The 13,669-nt window shown below is 42.4% G+C and carries 20 protein-coding genes and 1 rRNA gene; 19 read left to right on the top strand and 2 right to left on the bottom strand.

Annotated features, from left to right (window positions below):
• Nucleotides 1-91: 91 nt before the first annotated feature.
• Nucleotides 92-292 (bottom strand): helix-turn-helix transcriptional regulator, encoded by a 201-nt coding sequence (locus LPA49_RS08415; protein ID WP_036974038.1) that lies wholly within the window; start codon nt 290-292, stop codon nt 92-94.
• An 8-nt stretch (nt 293-300) separates the two neighbouring features.
• The gene (locus LPA49_RS08410) at nt 301-720 is read right to left on the bottom strand and encodes a hypothetical protein (RefSeq protein ID WP_199525368.1); all 420 of its coding nucleotides are present in this window, start codon (nt 718-720) and stop codon (nt 301-303) included.
• A 224-nt stretch (nt 721-944) separates the two neighbouring features.
• Between LPA49_RS08410 and LPA49_RS08405 the strand changes: the two genes are divergently transcribed.
• From LPA49_RS08405 to LPA49_RS08315, 19 genes are all read left to right on the top strand, one after another.
• Nucleotides 945-2,888 carry an AsmA family protein gene (locus LPA49_RS08405; RefSeq protein WP_074989830.1) on the top strand — a complete coding sequence of 648 codons (1,944 nt, stop codon included), beginning with the start codon at nt 945-947 and terminating at the stop codon, nt 2,886-2,888.
• Nucleotides 2,889-3,164: 276 nt separating this feature from the next.
• Nucleotides 3,165-3,533 carry a 50S ribosomal protein L14 gene (rplN, locus tag LPA49_RS08400; RefSeq protein WP_010378257.1) on the top strand — a complete coding sequence of 123 codons (369 nt, stop codon included), beginning with the start codon at nt 3,165-3,167 and terminating at the stop codon, nt 3,531-3,533.
• Nucleotides 3,534-3,543: 10 nt separating this feature from the next.
• Nucleotides 3,544-3,858 (top strand): 50S ribosomal protein L24, encoded by a 315-nt coding sequence (gene rplX, locus LPA49_RS08395; RefSeq protein WP_036974032.1) that lies wholly within the window; start codon nt 3,544-3,546, stop codon nt 3,856-3,858.
• Between the two features lie 16 nt (nt 3,859-3,874).
• Nucleotides 3,875-4,414: a 50S ribosomal protein L5 gene (rplE, locus tag LPA49_RS08390; protein ID WP_036974030.1), complete on the top strand. Its 540-nt coding sequence runs from the start codon at nt 3,875-3,877 to the stop codon at nt 4,412-4,414.
• A 10-nt stretch (nt 4,415-4,424) separates the two neighbouring features.
• Nucleotides 4,425-4,730 carry a 30S ribosomal protein S14 gene (gene rpsN, locus LPA49_RS08385; protein WP_036974028.1) on the top strand — a complete coding sequence of 102 codons (306 nt, stop codon included), beginning with the start codon at nt 4,425-4,427 and terminating at the stop codon, nt 4,728-4,730.
• Nucleotides 4,731-4,751: 21 nt separating this feature from the next.
• Nucleotides 4,752-5,144, top strand: coding sequence for a 30S ribosomal protein S8 (rpsH, locus tag LPA49_RS08380; protein WP_036974026.1), 393 nt, complete (start codon nt 4,752-4,754; stop codon nt 5,142-5,144).
• A 13-nt stretch (nt 5,145-5,157) separates the two neighbouring features.
• Nucleotides 5,158-5,691, top strand: coding sequence for a 50S ribosomal protein L6 (rplF, locus tag LPA49_RS08375; RefSeq protein WP_036974024.1), 534 nt, complete (start codon nt 5,158-5,160; stop codon nt 5,689-5,691).
• A gap of 9 nt (nt 5,692-5,700) precedes the next feature.
• Nucleotides 5,701-6,051: a 50S ribosomal protein L18 gene (gene rplR / locus LPA49_RS08370; RefSeq protein WP_036974021.1), complete on the top strand. Its 351-nt coding sequence runs from the start codon at nt 5,701-5,703 to the stop codon at nt 6,049-6,051.
• A gap of 9 nt (nt 6,052-6,060) precedes the next feature.
• Entirely contained in the window at nt 6,061-6,567 is a 507-nt protein-coding gene (gene rpsE, locus LPA49_RS08365) for a 30S ribosomal protein S5 (protein ID WP_036974018.1), read from the top strand.
• A 3-nt stretch (nt 6,568-6,570) separates the two neighbouring features.
• On the top strand, nt 6,571-6,753 hold the full coding sequence (gene rpmD / locus LPA49_RS08360) for a 50S ribosomal protein L30 (RefSeq protein ID WP_016710201.1): 183 nt from the start codon (nt 6,571-6,573) through the stop codon (nt 6,751-6,753).
• 4 nt (nt 6,754-6,757) lie between these two features.
• The gene (gene rplO / locus LPA49_RS08355; RefSeq protein ID WP_036974015.1) at nt 6,758-7,192 is read left to right on the top strand and encodes a 50S ribosomal protein L15; all 435 of its coding nucleotides are present in this window, start codon (nt 6,758-6,760) and stop codon (nt 7,190-7,192) included.
• A gap of 10 nt (nt 7,193-7,202) precedes the next feature.
• Nucleotides 7,203-8,531, top strand: coding sequence for a preprotein translocase subunit SecY (gene secY, locus LPA49_RS08350; protein WP_036974013.1), 1,329 nt, complete (start codon nt 7,203-7,205; stop codon nt 8,529-8,531).
• A gap of 22 nt (nt 8,532-8,553) precedes the next feature.
• On the top strand, nt 8,554-8,667 hold the full coding sequence (gene rpmJ / locus LPA49_RS08345; RefSeq protein WP_002959476.1) for a 50S ribosomal protein L36: 114 nt from the start codon (nt 8,554-8,556) through the stop codon (nt 8,665-8,667).
• A gap of 128 nt (nt 8,668-8,795) precedes the next feature.
• Nucleotides 8,796-9,152 carry a 30S ribosomal protein S13 gene (gene rpsM / locus LPA49_RS08340; RefSeq protein ID WP_036974011.1) on the top strand — a complete coding sequence of 119 codons (357 nt, stop codon included), beginning with the start codon at nt 8,796-8,798 and terminating at the stop codon, nt 9,150-9,152.
• A gap of 13 nt (nt 9,153-9,165) precedes the next feature.
• On the top strand, nt 9,166-9,552 hold the full coding sequence (rpsK, locus tag LPA49_RS08335; RefSeq protein WP_036974009.1) for a 30S ribosomal protein S11: 387 nt from the start codon (nt 9,166-9,168) through the stop codon (nt 9,550-9,552).
• Nucleotides 9,553-9,573: 21 nt separating this feature from the next.
• The gene (rpsD, locus tag LPA49_RS08330; RefSeq protein ID WP_036974007.1) at nt 9,574-10,194 is read left to right on the top strand and encodes a 30S ribosomal protein S4; all 621 of its coding nucleotides are present in this window, start codon (nt 9,574-9,576) and stop codon (nt 10,192-10,194) included.
• Nucleotides 10,195-10,218: 24 nt separating this feature from the next.
• On the top strand, nt 10,219-11,205 hold the full coding sequence (gene rpoA / locus LPA49_RS08325; RefSeq protein WP_004589198.1) for a DNA-directed RNA polymerase subunit alpha: 987 nt from the start codon (nt 10,219-10,221) through the stop codon (nt 11,203-11,205).
• A gap of 39 nt (nt 11,206-11,244) precedes the next feature.
• Entirely contained in the window at nt 11,245-11,646 is a 402-nt protein-coding gene (rplQ, locus tag LPA49_RS08320) for a 50S ribosomal protein L17 (RefSeq protein ID WP_004589197.1), read from the top strand.
• 1,806 nt (nt 11,647-13,452) lie between these two features.
• Nucleotides 13,453-13,669, top strand: a 16S ribosomal RNA gene (locus LPA49_RS08315); the annotation flags it as partial.

The raw sequence follows: 13,669 nt of genomic DNA, 5'->3' as shown, positions 1-13,669 counted from the left end.
GCTAACAGCAACAGGGGCGTGCATCATACCGAAGAATACAGGGGATGCAATCTTGATAAGTTAAATCTGCACAAGATTGCATTTAAAGGCGTTAATCTGCTTCGTCTAGTGAAAATAATTGCTCGACAGTTGTATTAAACTGCCGGGCTATCTTTAATGCAATGATCACTGAAGGCGTAAAGCGAGACGTTTCGACCGTACTAATTGTTTTACGTGAAACAGCGATAGCATCGGCTAGCTCTTGTTGCGAAAGCCCTGCGGCTTTGCGATATTTTGCAATATGATTTTGCACTATTGCTCCTAGTCTCTACTTTGCCAAAGAATTGAGATGCCATATATTAAACTCATTTCAGCCAGGTAAAAGGTAGCCATCATGCTATGAGAAACATCTAAAGCTAACTCATCAGACAATAAATACACCGCACCCATACTAAAGAGTAAACCAAGTACAACATGTTTATAGGCAATGGTGTCAATCGTATTTAAAAACTCATCTTTATAAGTAAGGCGATATTTCATTTTCCATGTAAATCCACCTCTTATCACAAACATACAGAATGATCCCAGAAAAGCAGCACTGCCTAAAAACAACAAGGGGGCCGATGTTTGATTAAGCGCAGGGTAAACACTGATAATGAGTAGAGTGATCCCCATAAACATTGAAAACCATGCATTTTGGCTCATAAATTTCTCTTCCGTTTGGATATCTTGCTTTGACATAAATCTTCCTTTTAATTTTAGTTGTAACCTCTAGGTATCAATGTAACCTTTGGGTATCATCTAGTCAACTATTTAATGTAACCTAAAGGTTTCAAAATATTTCAGCGACGATTCATATTTGTCTACCTAAGCTTGCTGAATAGCCTTTTTATTTGTTTAGCAATGATTTTCGGCTTAACACCCGCTATGATATGAACAATGTTTGCCCATTTTTAAGGATGATTATGAAAACCTTACTAAAGATTATTGGTGTCATATTCGTATTACTAATTGCCTTAGTAATCGCCGCACCGTTTCTTATTCCAACTGATGCAATCTTTAACAAAGTCTCGCAGCAAGTTGAACAAACGACGGGTCGAAGCCTCACCATTAACGGTGATAAAAAACTGTCGGTTTTCCCTTCGTTGAAGCTTGAACTGAATGATGTGCATTTTGCTAATATGCAAACGGGTTCACAAAAAGACATGGCAAGCATGCAACAGTTGGCCATTCATATTCCCTGGATGTCGCTTTTCGGTGGTGAGTTTAAACTTGATAAGTTCGTTATCAACGAGCCAACAATTTTGTTAGAAACTGATAAAAATGGCAAAGCTAACTGGCAGCTGTTTGATGGCGTAGCCGAACAACCAGAGACTGAGCAACAAAAGAGCTCAGGAGCTGTAAATTTGCCTGATAACTTTGATATTCAGTTAGGTGAAGTGGCAATTTATGGTGGAACCTTCACGTATCTAGATGGTAAAACAGGCGCAAAACAGCAGATCAGTGACTTAGAGCTAGCTATTTTACTCCCATCACTGCGTAAAACATTAGAGCTCAAAGGCGGGATTACCTATATGGGTGAGCGCTTTGAACTTGATGTAACCCTTGATACACCCGTGAAAGTGATTGAAGGAGCGACTTTTAATGTCAGTACAGAGGTTGATTCACGTTTGGTAGATATGACTTTTAAAGGTGCGATTGCTGAAATGGGTCAAGATGTACAAGGTCAATTGTCTATCAGTGGTGATTCGGTTAAAAATATTGCTAATTGGCAAGGTGTGGACTTAAATGCCAAAGACAATGCTTTTAATGCCTTTAATGTTAAAGGGGCCATGCATCTACAAGGTGACAAATTCAAACTAACAGAGCTTTTGGCAACATTAGATGAATTACAAATCAAAGGTAAAAGCGACATTAACCTTGGTAATCGCTTAGCGGTCAATGCGGATATTGATTTAGGCATGCTCGACTTAAATCCGTACCTTCCAGAAGGCGTTGCAAAAGAGGCACAACCTTTACCTGCAGAAGATGCACCCGCTCAGCCTATCGTATGGGATGATACTAAAATTGATTTAAGTGGTTTAAATGCCTTGGATGCGAGTGTAGTTGTTCGCTCAAGTGGTCTAAAAGCCAAGAAGATCACACTCGGTGAGAACCAATTCACTGTAAACCTTAAAAATGCTGTAGCGAAAGTAAGCCTAGACAAATTTGTTGCTTATGAGGGCAATGGTAAAGGTGTTATTACACTCAATGCAAAGCAAGCTCCTTATGCAATCTCAACTAACTTCGCTTTAGATAAAATCGATGCGCAGCCATTATTAACTGACGCAGCAGGTTTTGATAAGTTAATGGGTAAAGGTTCATTAAACTGGAATTTAACGACAACGGGTCAAAGCCAGAAAAGCTTTATTAATGCGTTGAATGGTAAATTAGCATTTGAATTTGCAGATGGGGCAGTTAAAGGCGCAAACATTGCTGAAATGGTCCGTAAAGCAAAAGAGCTAATCAAAGGTAACTTGGGGGCCGTATCAGAAGGTCTCGATACAGGCTTCGATAACTCTGAGCAAACAGATTTCTCAGCGTTAACAGGCAGCTTTAATTTCACTAATGGGGTGGGTGAAAACCGTGACTTGTCATTATTAAGCCCGCTTATTCGTATTTCGGGGGCTGGTAAGGTGGATTTACCGATGACCAACGTTGATTATCGTCTCGTGACAGGCATCGTTGATTCAATTGAAGGGCAAGGTACCACAGATGACAGCACAGGCTTTAAAATTCCACTGCGTATTAAAGGCCCATTCCATGATGTGGGTTATAGCCTCGATGTGAGTGATGCGGCCAAAGAAGAAGTGAAAGAAAAAGCGAAAGATAAAATAAAAGATAAGCTTAAAGGCTTATTTGGAAATTAATAAAAATTTAATTTAATCCTTAAAGCAGGGCGCATCGGCGCCCTGTTTGTTTTATAATCAATAACAAACCAGTAAACGGTTGTAAGCCCACCTTGATATAGCGACCCTTTATTATAAATTAATTAAAAAATAACCTACCACTTCATTGCTATTGCTGATACAATTGCCCGCCCTTAAGAGACAACTCGTGTGTTTTTTGAGTGGAATTTAACCGAAATGTCTTGATTTTAAACAAAATTAAGACGTGTTGTAATATCTACACCGGAGGTCATTAACATGATCCAAATGCAAACTCAGCTGGACGTTGCTGATAACAGCGGCGCTCGCAAAGTGCAGTGTATTAAAGTCCTTGGCGGTTCGCACCGTCGCTATGCAGCGGTTGGCGATATCATCAAAGTTTCTGTAAAAGAAGCGATTCCTCGCGGTAAAGTGAAGAAAGGTGATGTTAAAAACGCAGTAGTTGTGCGTACTAAAAAAGGCGTTCGTCGTCCGGACGGTTCTTTGATCCGTTTCGATAGCAATGCGGCTGTTATCTTAAATGATAACTTACAGCCAATTGGTACTCGTATCTTCGGCCCTGTGACTCGTGAACTTCGTACTGAAAAGTTCATGAAAATCGTTTCACTAGCACCAGAAGTACTATAAGGAGTCTATCATGGCAGCAAAAATCCGTCGTGATGACGAAGTAATCGTACTAGCCGGTAAAGACAAAGGTAAGCGCGGTAAAGTGCTTTCAGTTGTTACTGAGTCTGGTCGAGTATTTGTCGAAGGCATCAACTTAATCAAGAAGCACCAAAAGCCTGTTCCTCAGTTGAACCAAGCTGGCGGTATTGTTGAGAAAGAAGCGTCTATCGACGTATCAAACGTTGCGATCTACAACTCGGAAACGGGTAAAGCAGATCGTGTAGGTTTCAAGATTGAAGATGGTAAGAAATTACGTATCTTTAAATCTACTGGTAAAACTATCTAATAGTTGGAGTAGAATGATGGCGAAACTGCATGAAGTATATAAAGACAAAGTAGTGGCTGAACTTCAAGAGAAGTTTGGTTTCAGCTCTGTCATGCAAGTCCCTCAGATCGAAAAGATCACATTAAACATGGGTGTGGGCGAAGCTCTAGCTGACAAGAAGATCCTAGATAATGCTGTTGCAGATCTAGAAGCAATCTCTGGTCAGAAACCTCTAATCACTAAAGCACGCAAATCTGTTGCTGGCTTCAAAGTGCGTGAAGGTTACCCAATTGGTTGTAAAGTAACCCTACGTGGCGAGCGTATGTGGGACTTTTTTGAGCGTTTGGTTTCAATCGCTATCCCACGTATCCGTGACTTCCGTGGTGTAAGTGCTAAGTCTTTTGATGGACGTGGTAACTACAGCATGGGCGTACGTGAGCAAATCATCTTCCCAGAAATTGATTATGATAAAGTAGACCGTGTACGCGGTATGGATATCACTATCACTACTTCTGCGAAAACAGATGAGGAAGGCCGTGCGTTGTTAGAAGCGTTTAACTTCCCATTTAAGAAATAAGGGTAGGGTTATGGCAAAGAATTCTATGAAAGCGCGCGAAGCAAAGCGCACTAAATTAGTTGCTCAGTATGCTGAAAAGCGTGCTGCACTAAAAGCTATCATCAGTGATGTGAAAACATCTGACGATGATCGTTGGGACGCGGTATTAAAGCTACAAGCTTTACCACGTGATTCTAGCTCTTCACGTCAACGTAATCGTTGTAACGTTACGGGCCGCCCACATGGTTACCTTCGCAAATTCGGCATGAGCCGTATTAAAGTTCGCGAAGCAGCTATGCGCGGTGAAATTCCTGGCCTTAAAAAGGCTAGCTGGTAATAGTATCACGGGAGTAAGACTATGAGCTTGCAAGATCCTATTGCGGATTTGTTTACACGTATCCGTAACGGTCAGTCAGCGAAGAAAGTATCAGTAACGATGCCAACTTCAAAACTGAAAGTAGCAGTAGCTAAAGTATTAAAAGATGAAGGTTATATCGCAGATTACGCTGTAAGCGGTGAAGCGAAGCCTGAGCTAGCAATCGAATTAAAATATTTCGAAGGCAAAGCTGTTATTGAAAATATCCAGCGTGTTAGCCGCCCTGGTCTACGTATCTATAAGAAACGTGACGAATTACCTAAGGTAATGGGTGGTCTTGGTATCGCTATCGTATCAACTTCTAAAGGCCTAATGACAGACCGCGCAGCACGTAGTGCCGGCGTTGGTGGTGAGATCATTGGCTTTGTAGCTTAATCGGAGGGGAACTATGTCTCGCATAGCAAAGGCACCAATCAATGTTCCTGCCGGTGTAGAAGTTACATTAAAAGGCCAGGACATCACAGTTAAAGGCAAAAACGGTGAATTAACTCGCACTATCAACGATGCTGTTGAAGTACAAGTTAACGACAACGTTATTACAACTTTACCTCGTGAAGGCGTAGTCAATGCATGGGCTCAAGCAGGTACTGCTCGCGCTCTAATCAACAATATGATTGTTGGTACGCATGAAGGTTACGAGAAGAAGCTTCAGTTAGTAGGTGTTGGTTACCGTGCAGCGGCTAAGGGCAAAGTTTTAGACTTAACTCTTGGTTTCTCACACCCAGTGAATTTCGAAGTACCTGAAGGTATTACGATTGAAACACCAAGCCAAACAGAAGTTCTAGTTAAGGGCGTAGACAAGCAGTTAGTTGGTCAAACAGCTGCTAACATCCGTGCATACCGTAAACCTGAGCCTTATAAAGGTAAAGGTGTTCGTTACGCGGACGAGAATGTACGCCGTAAAGAGGCTAAGAAGAAGTAAGGTAAGACGATGGATAAAAAAACAGCTCGTCTACGTCGTGCTAAGCGCACTCGTAGAAATTACATTGAACAAGGCACAACGCGTCTTGTTATCCACCGCACGCCACGTCACATTTACGCTCAAGTAGTTACTGCTGAGGGTACTGTACTGGCTGCTGCTTCTACTGTTGAAAAAGCAATTAGCGAAACAGTTAAAGGCACAGGTAACGTAGCAGCTGCTCAAGCAGTTGGTAAAGCGGTTGCTGAACGTGCAGCTGACAAAGGCATCGAAAAGATTGCTTTTGATCGCAGTGGCTTTAAATATCACGGCCGTGTGAAGGCGCTTGCTGATGCAGCGCGTGAAGCCGGTTTGCAATTCTAGGAGTAGACAATGGCTAACGTAGAAGCAAAGCAACAACAGCCTGATTTGGCTGAAAAGCTAATCGCGGTAAACCGTGTGTCTAAAGTGGTTAAAGGTGGTCGTATCTTTAGCTTCACTGCACTAACTGTAGTTGGTGACGGCGCAGGTAAAGTAGGTTTCGGTTATGGTAAAGCACGTGAAGTTCCAGCTGCTATTCAAAAAGCAATGGAAAAAGCACGTCGTAACATGATCAGTGTAGACCTAAACGGTAACACGCTACAGCACCCAATCAAGGGTCGCCACGCGGGTTCTAAAGTATACATGCAGCCTGCTTCAGAAGGTACAGGTATCATCGCCGGTGGTGCGATGCGTGCAGTACTAGAAGTAACTGGTGTACAGAACGTATTGTCAAAAGCATACGGTTCAACTAACCCGATCAATATCGTTCGTGCAACGATTGCAGCTCTAGAGAACATGAACTCTCCAGAGTCAATCGCTGCTAAACGTGGTCTTAGCGTAGACGAAATCACGGGGTAAACCATGGCTAATAAAACTGTTAAAGTAACACAAGTAAAGAGCTCTATCGGTCGTTTACCGAAGCATAAAGCTACATTACGCGGTCTTGGTTTACGTCGTATCAATCACACTGTTGAGTTAGAAGACACAGCATGTGTGCGTGGTATGATTAACCAAGTTTCTTACATGGTAAAGGTTGAGGGTTAATTCGATGCGTTTGAATACACTTTCACCTGCTGCTGGTGCAAAAACTGAAAAGAAACGTCTAGGTCGTGGTATTGGTTCTGGTCTTGGTAAGACTGGTGGCCGTGGTCATAAAGGCCAAAAATCACGTTCTGGCGGTAAAGTACGCGTTGGTTTCGAAGGCGGTCAAATGCCTATGCAACGTCGTCTACCTAAATTTGGTTTCACTTCACGTAAATCATTAGTATCTACTGAAGTAAACCTTTTTGAAATCGCTAAAGTTGAAGGCGATGTAGTAGACGTAAACGCGTTACAAGCAGCTGGTCTAGTTAAAAAGAACATCCAGTTCGTTAAAGTAGTAAAATCTGGCGAAGTTTCACGCGCAGTTACCGTTAAAGGTCTTAAAGTGACCAAAGGTGCTCGCGAAGCTATCGAAGCTGCCGGAGGCAAGGTAGAAGACTAAGGAAGTACTAATGGCTAAACCAGGTCAAGATATGAAAAGTGCACAAAGTGGGCTTTCGGAATTGAAGCGTCGATTACTATTTGTATTGGGTGCTATCATTATTTACCGTCTAGGTTCATTCGTGCCGATCCCTGGGATTGACGCCGCTGTACTTGCCGATTTCTTCGAGCAACAAAAGGGCACCATTGTTGAAATGTTTAACATGTTCAGCGGTGGTGCGCTTGAGCGCGCTTCAGTGTTGGCACTGGGTATTATGCCGTATATCTCGGCTTCGATTATTACGCAACTATTAACGCATATGTATCCGCCGTTTATAGAGCTTAAGAAAGAAGGCGAGCAAGGGCGTAAGAAAATCAGCCAGTATACACGCTATGGCACGCTTGTGCTTGCTACTATCCAATCAATCGGTATTGCCACAAGCTTACCGGGTATGATGGACGGGTTAGTTGTTAACCCTGGTATTGGTTTCTACTTCACTGCTGTAGTGAGTTTAGTTACCGGTACTATGTTCCTTATGTGGTTGGGCGAGCAAATTACAGAACGCGGTATCGGTAACGGTATTTCAGTTCTGATTTTTGTTGGTATCGTAGCAAACCTGCCGTCTGCTATTGGTTCGACAGCCGAAATGGCGCGCCAAGGTGATCTGAATGTACTTGTACTGTTATTGATTGCTGTAATCGTATTCGCTGTTACTTACCTCGTTGTATTCTTCGAGCGTGGTCAACGTCGTATCGTCGTTAACTATGCTAAGCGTCAACAAGGTCGTCAGGTATTTGCTGCTCAAAGCACGCACTTACCGCTGAAAGTAAACATGGCGGGTGTTATTCCACCAATCTTTGCTAGCAGTATAATTCTGTTCCCTGGTACAATTGCAAGCTGGTTCGGCCAGGGTGAAGGTCCGGTCGCTGATGTGCTACAAGCAATCGCTACAACATTGACTCCAGGTCAACCGTTATATGCGATGGTTTTAGCTGCGGCTATTATCTTCTTCTGCTTTTTCTACACCGCGTTGGTATTTAACCCGCGTGAAACAGCAGATAACCTGAAAAAATCTGGCGCATTTATCCCAGGTATTCGTCCAGGTGAGCAGACATCTAAATACATTGATAAAGTGATGACACGCCTGACATTGGCAGGTGCTTTGTATATAACCTTTATCTGTCTGGTGCCCGAATTCATGACTATGGCATGGCAAACGCCATTCTATTTCGGCGGTACATCAATTTTGATTATCGTTGTTGTAATCATGGACTTTATGGCACAAGTACAGACGCATCTGATGTCACATCAGTATGATTCTGTGCTGAAAAAAGCAAACCTTAAAGGCTACGGCCGATAAGGTCAGTTTACGGAGTTGAGCAATGAAAGTACGTGCTTCCGTTAAGAAAATATGCCGTAACTGTAAAGTTATTAAACGTGCTGGTGTAGTACGCGTAATTTGCAGTGAGCCTAAGCATAAGCAAAGGCAAGGCTAATTAAACAGTCGTGCAGGCTGAGTTATTTACTCGGCCTGTGTTTTTAGTTGTGATTTGGTCTTCGTTTGAGTATCCTTACGGGCTTTTCAAACAGATGATAACCAAATTCAAATATAGGAGATGTGTTAGTGGCCCGTATCGCTGGCATTAACGTCCCTGATCATAAACATGCAGTTATCGGTTTAACTGCTATTTATGGCATAGGTAAGACTCGCTCTAAGGCTATCTTAGCAGCGACTGGTATCGCCGAGACCACAAAAATCGGTGAGCTTTCAGACGAAACACTTGACGTATTGCGTGAAGCAGTTGGCAAGTACACTGTAGAAGGTGACCTTCGTCGTGAAGTTACATTAAATATCAAGCGCCTTATGGACCTTGGTTGTTTCCGTGGCCTACGTCACCGTCGTTCGTTACCACTACGTGGTCAACGTACTAAGACTAACGCGCGTACTCGTAAGGGTCCTCGCAAGCCTATCAAGAAATAAGGTGGGGTAGATTATGGCTAAAGCACCAATTCGTCGTAAGAAGGTTAAAAAGCAAGTTGCTGATGGTATGGCTCATGTTCATGCTTCTTTCAACAACACTATTGTAACAATTACCGACCGTCAAGGTAATGCACTATCATGGGCTACTGCCGGTGGTTCAGGTTTCCGTGGTTCACGTAAATCTACTCCATTTGCTGCTCAGGTTGCTGCAGAGCGTGCAGGTACTGCTGCTCAAGAATACGGTTTAAAAAATCTAGAAGTGTTCATTAAAGGTCCAGGTCCAGGTCGTGAATCTGCTGTACGTGCTTTGAATGCTGCTGGTTACCGTATCACCAACATCACTGACGTGACGCCAATCCCTCATAATGGTTGTCGTCCACCGAAGAAACGTCGCGTTTAACAATAGGTTAGGAGAAATAACATGGCAAGATATTTGGGCCCTAAGCTCAAGCTGAGTCGTCGTGAAGGTACTGACCTGTTCCTTAAGAGCGGCGTAAGAGCTATCGACTCTAAGTGTAAACTTGAGACTGCACCTGGTCAGCACGGCGCTCGTAAAGGTCGCTTATCTGATTACGGTTTACAGTTACGTGAAAAGCAAAAAGTACGTCGTATCTACGGTGTATTAGAAAAGCAATTCCGTAACTACTACAAAGAAGCTGCTCGCCTTAAAGGTAATACAGGTGAAAACTTGTTACAGCTTTTAGAGCAACGTTTAGACAATGTTGTATATCGCATGGGTTTTGCTAGCACACGTGCAGAAGCACGTCAGTTAGTTAGCCACAAAGCGATCTTAGTTAATGGTCGTGTTGTGAATATTCCTTCATACGTAATTACACCAGAAGATACTGTTGTAATTCGTGAGAAGTCTAAAACACAAGCACGTATCATCGCTGCTCTAGAGTTGGCTGAGCAACGTGAAAAGCCGACTTGGGTTGAAGTTGACGGTAAGAAAATGGAAGGTAGCTTCAAGCGCCTACCTGAGCGTTCAGATCTGTCTGCGGACATTAACGAACAACTAATCGTCGAACTTTACTCTAAGTAAAGTTAAGAGTTAAGAGAGGATAAAATGCAGGGTTCTGTTACCGAATTCCTAAAACCAAGGTTAGTCGATATCGACGCTATCAACCCAACGCGTTCTAAAGTAGTTTTAGAACCATTAGAGCGTGGCTTCGGTCATACTCTGGGTAATGCCTTACGCCGTATACTGTTATCATCTATGCCTGGATGTGCAGTAACTGAAGTAGAAATCGACGGTGTATTGCATGAGTACAGCGCGAAAGAGGGCGTACAAGAAGACATCATTGAAATTCTGTTAAACCTTAAAGGTCTAGCAGTAACTTTAGAAGGCAAAGATGAAGTTTTTCTGACCCTGACTAAATCTGGTGTAGGCCCTGTGACTGCGGCTGATATTCAGCACGATGGTGATGTAACTATCGCCAACCCAGATCACGTTATCTGTCACCTAACGACAGATAGCAGCGAGATCAGCATGCGTATTCGTGTTGAGCGCGGTCGCGGTTATGTGCCGGCATCTAGTCGTTTATCCTCTGATGACGATGAGCGTCCAATTGGTCGATTGCTGCTTGATGCATCATTCAGCCCAGTTGAACGTATTGCGTACTCGGTTGAATCAGCCCGTGTTGAGCAACGTACAGACTTAGACAAGTTAATCATTGATATGGAAACGAACGGCACTTTAGATCCTGAAGAAGCGATCCGCCGTGCGTCTACTATCTTAGCTGAGCAATTAGATGCATTCGTAGATTTACGTGATGTAACTGAGCCAGAAGAGAAAGAAGAGAAGCCAGAATTCGATCCTATTCTACTTCGTCCAGTTGATGATCTTGAACTAACAGTACGTTCAGCAAACTGTTTGAAAGCCGAGCAAATTCAATATATCGGTGATTTAGTTCAGCGCACTGAAGTTGAGCTTCTTAAAACACCTAACTTAGGTAAGAAGTCTCTAACTGAAATTAAAGACGTGCTAGCTTCACGTGGTCTATCTCTAGGTATGCGCCTAGAAAATTGGCCGCCTGCAAGCCTAGCTGAATAATCTAAATCACTATATTAGTTTAGTTAGAAGGATAGGGTCATGCGCCATCGTAAGAGTGGTCGTCAATTAAACCGTAACAGCAGCCATCGCAAAGCGATGTTCAGCAACATGGCTGGTTCTTTGGTGAAACATGAAATCATCAAAACAACTTTGCCTAAAGCGAAAGAGTTGCGCCGTGTAATTGAACCTTTAATCACACTGGCTAAGACTGACAGTGTAGCAAACCGCCGTTTAGCGTTTGCTCGCACGCGTGATAATGAAGTAGTTGGCAAATTGTTCAGCGAAATCGGTCCTCGTAATACAGACCGTCCAGGTGGTTACACTCGTATTCTTAAGTGTGGCTTCCGTGCTGGTGACAATGCACCAATGGCTTATATTGAACTAGTTGGTCGCCCAGCGACAAACGAAGAAGTTCAAGAAGACGCACAGTCTGCAGAGTAAGTCGTAAAGACACCAAAAAGCCGAGCTTATGCTCGGCTTTTTACTTTCTTGGTATGCGATCTATTGCCATCTAATTTCTCAGTAAATTGTGGTCAGGTATCTTATAAACAGCAGCCCTCTTTTTTAGGCACGTTTCGTCCAGTCTATTCTTTTCACCAGCAGATTCTTTTCGACAGTTAGCTCTTTTAGACATTCGATAACGCTTACCATTTATTATTAATAGCCACATTTCTGCTTGGTACTTATATTAATCCGCAATAATACTTAATCATTTTGAGTTATTAAACCAGTCGCTAGCTGCGTTAAAAATGTCTGATTTACGACTGCATAGATGCAGGAGGTAGAGCAATTGCCGAGAACACCTCAATAACGACATTTTTGCCTTGTTATTAACGCGGTTTTATTGCCTCAAAATAGACCACTTAATTAAGCACAATGGTATAAAAATGAGATCAAGGTGAGTAATGAATCTTTACCATTAGAACAATCATCGGCTTTAAAGTTTAGTCTGTTTAATGGTCTTATTTATAGAGCGTTGAGCTCGCTAAGTCGTATTACAACGATCAGTAAATAGCAGAAGCTCATGGTAGTGAATAGATTAGTTTTGATGAACTTATAATTGTCGATACTTATAACGATATAGAACGTGTAACTACATCGAACATGTAACTAAATCGAACATACGCAAGAATGGCCTATTACCAGAATACTGTATCAGCGAGAGCTGATGATATACATTTTCATGATTTGAATTTTAGTTGAGCCTTTATTACAAACTTAATGATGCAGTTTTATTTGGTTTGGGGGGAAGACATGCAAGTATAGAATGATTTCGCTGAGTCAAAGAGTGTTAAACCAACTAGTGTGTTGGTACGTTCGGTCAAAAAACACATACCCTCAATTAAATAGTGCGAGGAGTTTGCAAGTAGTGTGGTTGAACTAAGGTACCTTTCGCCTGAACATAACATTCCATTAAGCAGAATATAAATCGACACAATATGAAGTGTATAGTGTTGGGAGCAGCTAGCATTCATGAGAACAATAAAACTGATGGAAGCTACTTCGGCACTTTCTATCATGAGCCCTTTTAGTGTCTTTAGCTCGTGAGCGCTACTAATATAAAGTGTTAATGTTCTAAACAGTGTTTAAGCTTGGGTTATTTTGCGTACTTTGTCGGTTATTTAGATCTGCAGCGACAGCTATAAAACCTCAATCTGTGTGTTTATCTTTTATCGGTTTCTACATATCTCTGTTCAAATTACACTTCTTAACGAGGTTTTAGTATTGTTTTTACCCGTTTCGTTCGTATTTTGCACGAACAGTCATTTTTTTAATAAAAACGTAAAAAAACAGTTGATCTGAATTCGGATCTCCCTATAATGCGACCCCACTGAGACGGCAGGCGCGACGCGCAGCGGAGCAACGCTTAGCGAGGCAAGAGCAACTCAGAGTGTTAAGTAAAACTTAGTTTCGAAAAATTAAATTTTCTCAAAATTAAGTGTTGACAAAAAAATAGGAAAGCGTAATATACGCAGCCCTAGCGAGTTAAAGTGAAACGCTTTAATCGCAACGTTCTTTAACAATATAAAGCAATCATCTGTGTGGGCACTCGTACAGATTGAGTTCTAACAGTCGAGCTACTTAGGTAGTAAGACAAACAAATTTAGAGTCTCAATTGAACTGAGTGACCAACGGAAATAAGTTTACTTATTTCAGCACAGTCAATTCAACATCTAAAGATGTTAAATAAATTCAGAATTCATTGAGCATGTCCGCTCCCTTAATGGGAAGGACAGAAAAAACTTTTAATTGAAGAGTTTGATCATGGCTCAGATTGAACGCTGGCGGCAGGCCTAACACATGCAAGTCGAGCGGTAACAGAGAGTAGCTTGCTACTCTGCTGACGAGCGGCGGACGGGTGAGTAATGCTTGGGAATGTACCTTATGGTGGGGGACAACAGTTGGAAACGACTGCTAATACCGCATAATGTCTTCGGACCAAAGCGGGGGACCTTCGGGCCTC

Origin of the sequence: Pseudoalteromonas sp. MB41 (assembly GCF_020966275.1) — a bacterium.
In the GTDB taxonomy this organism is placed as follows: domain Bacteria; phylum Pseudomonadota; class Gammaproteobacteria; order Enterobacterales; family Alteromonadaceae; genus Pseudoalteromonas; species Pseudoalteromonas lipolytica.
The sequence above is the reverse complement of the archived record's forward strand: the minus strand, read 5'-3'. Positions and strand labels throughout refer to the sequence as shown.

Excerpts from the sequence above, each read along its gene's own strand:
- rplX (WP_036974032.1), top strand. The coding sequence starts at position 3,544 with ATGGCAGCAAAAATCCGTCGTGATGACGAAGTAATCGTACTAGCCGGT.
- rplQ (WP_004589197.1), top strand. The coding sequence starts at position 11,245 with ATGCGCCATCGTAAGAGTGGTCGTCAATTAAACCGTAACAGCAGCCAT.
- rpsE (WP_036974018.1), top strand. The coding sequence starts at position 6,061 with ATGGCTAACGTAGAAGCAAAGCAACAACAGCCTGATTTGGCTGAAAAG.
- rpoA (WP_004589198.1), top strand. The coding sequence starts at position 10,219 with ATGCAGGGTTCTGTTACCGAATTCCTAAAACCAAGGTTAGTCGATATC.
- LPA49_RS08405 (WP_074989830.1), top strand. The coding sequence starts at position 945 with ATGAAAACCTTACTAAAGATTATTGGTGTCATATTCGTATTACTAATT.
- rpsD (WP_036974007.1), top strand. The coding sequence starts at position 9,574 with ATGGCAAGATATTTGGGCCCTAAGCTCAAGCTGAGTCGTCGTGAAGGT.
- rplE (WP_036974030.1), top strand. The coding sequence starts at position 3,875 with ATGGCGAAACTGCATGAAGTATATAAAGACAAAGTAGTGGCTGAACTT.
- rplF (WP_036974024.1), top strand. The coding sequence starts at position 5,158 with ATGTCTCGCATAGCAAAGGCACCAATCAATGTTCCTGCCGGTGTAGAA.
- secY (WP_036974013.1), top strand. The coding sequence starts at position 7,203 with ATGGCTAAACCAGGTCAAGATATGAAAAGTGCACAAAGTGGGCTTTCG.
- rpmD (WP_016710201.1), top strand. The coding sequence starts at position 6,571 with ATGGCTAATAAAACTGTTAAAGTAACACAAGTAAAGAGCTCTATCGGT.
- rpmJ (WP_002959476.1), top strand. The coding sequence starts at position 8,554 with ATGAAAGTACGTGCTTCCGTTAAGAAAATATGCCGTAACTGTAAAGTT.
- rpsK (WP_036974009.1), top strand. The coding sequence starts at position 9,166 with ATGGCTAAAGCACCAATTCGTCGTAAGAAGGTTAAAAAGCAAGTTGCT.
- rpsN (WP_036974028.1), top strand. The coding sequence starts at position 4,425 with ATGGCAAAGAATTCTATGAAAGCGCGCGAAGCAAAGCGCACTAAATTA.
- rplO (WP_036974015.1), top strand. The coding sequence starts at position 6,758 with ATGCGTTTGAATACACTTTCACCTGCTGCTGGTGCAAAAACTGAAAAG.
- rplN (WP_010378257.1), top strand. The coding sequence starts at position 3,165 with ATGATCCAAATGCAAACTCAGCTGGACGTTGCTGATAACAGCGGCGCT.
- rpsH (WP_036974026.1), top strand. The coding sequence starts at position 4,752 with ATGAGCTTGCAAGATCCTATTGCGGATTTGTTTACACGTATCCGTAAC.
- rplR (WP_036974021.1), top strand. The coding sequence starts at position 5,701 with ATGGATAAAAAAACAGCTCGTCTACGTCGTGCTAAGCGCACTCGTAGA.
- LPA49_RS08410 (WP_199525368.1), bottom strand. The coding sequence starts at position 720 with ATGTCAAAGCAAGATATCCAAACGGAAGAGAAATTTATGAGCCAAAAT.